Consider the following 1,273-nt stretch of genomic DNA (forward strand, 5'->3'; position numbering starts at 1 on the left):
GAGTCATCCTTGAAATACCACCCTTATCTATATGGATGTCTAACTGCGGCCCGTTATCCGGGTCCAGGACCGTGTATGGTGGGTAGTTTGACTGGGGCGGTCGCCTCCTAAAGAGTAACGGAGGCGCGCGATGGTAGGCTCAGAACGGTCGGAAATCGTTCGTCGAGTGCAATGGCATAAGCCTGCCTGACTGCAAGACTGACAAGTCGAGCAGAGACGAAAGTCGGTCATAGTGATCCGGTGGTCCCGCGTGGAAGGGCCATCGCTCAACGGATAAAAGGTACGCCGGGGATAACAGGCTGATGACCCCCAAGAGTCCATATCGACGGGGTTGTTTGGCACCTCGATGTCGACTCATCGCATCCTGGGGCTGGAGCAGGTCCCAAGGGTATGGCTGTTCGCCATTTAAAGCGGTACGTGAGTTGGGTTCAGAACGTCGTGAGACAGTTCGGTCCCTATCTGCCGTGGGTGTAGGAATATTGATAGGATCTGTCCCTAGTACGAGAGGACCGGGATGGACGTATCTCTGGTGGACCTGTTGTCGTGCCAACGGCATAGCAGGGTAGCTATATACGGACGGGATAACCGCTGAAGGCATCTAAGCGGGAAACCCACCTAAAAACGAGTATTCCCTATCAGAGCCGTGGAAGACTACCACGTTGATAGGCCGGGTGTGGAAGTGCGGCAACGCATGTAGCTTACCGGTACTAATAGCTCGATCGACTTGATCACTCTCATTTACAATATCCATCGAACGAAGTTCGATGAATTAATAGCGCTCACGCCAGTCTGGCTTCGCCAGACGCTCACGCGGGCGCGGCCTCCGGCCGGCATGCAGTCGCATGCTTATTGTTGATCAGCGTTGCAGAGCAACGTTGATGTTATCAGTGCACGAAAGACAACCAGCTTCTCATATTTGTGTTCTTCGCCGACCTGGTGGTTATGGCGGAGCGGCTGCACCCGATCCCATTCCGAACTCGGCCGTGAAACGCTCCAGCGCCAATGGTACTTTGTCTTAAGACACGGGAGAGTAGGTCGCTGCCAGGTCTGCTAAGCACACAAATCAAATCATCTTCTCAAACCAATACAAAACAGATTAGTAAGCGCGATGCGCAAAAAATACCCAACCGGTTCAAAATAAACACCCTGGCGCGGGGTGGAGCAGCCCGGTAGCTCGTCAGGCTCATAACCTGAAGGCCGCAGGTTCAAATCCTGCCCCCGCAACCAAATCAGAAATAGCCCCGTCTCCGACGGGGCTTTTTGCGTTTAAAGC

At 53.8% G+C, this 1,273-nt stretch carries 1 tRNA gene and 2 rRNA genes (1 of these 3 running past the window's edge); all 3 read left to right on the plus strand.

What is annotated here, in order from left to right:
* Positions 1–732 (plus strand): 23S ribosomal RNA (locus tag QBD00_RS23470); it begins 2,080 nt to the left of the window's first position.
* Positions 733–932: 200 nt separating this feature from the next.
* Positions 933–1,047, plus strand: a 5S ribosomal RNA gene (gene rrf, locus QBD00_RS23475).
* A 103-nt stretch (positions 1,048–1,150) separates the two neighbouring features.
* Positions 1,151–1,227 (plus strand) — tRNA-Met (locus QBD00_RS23480).
* The last annotated feature ends 46 nt before the right edge of the window (positions 1,228–1,273 follow it).

The sequence above is a fragment of the Ochrobactrum sp. AN78 genome (assembly GCF_029909885.1).
GTDB lineage: Bacteria > Pseudomonadota > Alphaproteobacteria > Rhizobiales > Rhizobiaceae > Brucella > Brucella quorumnocens.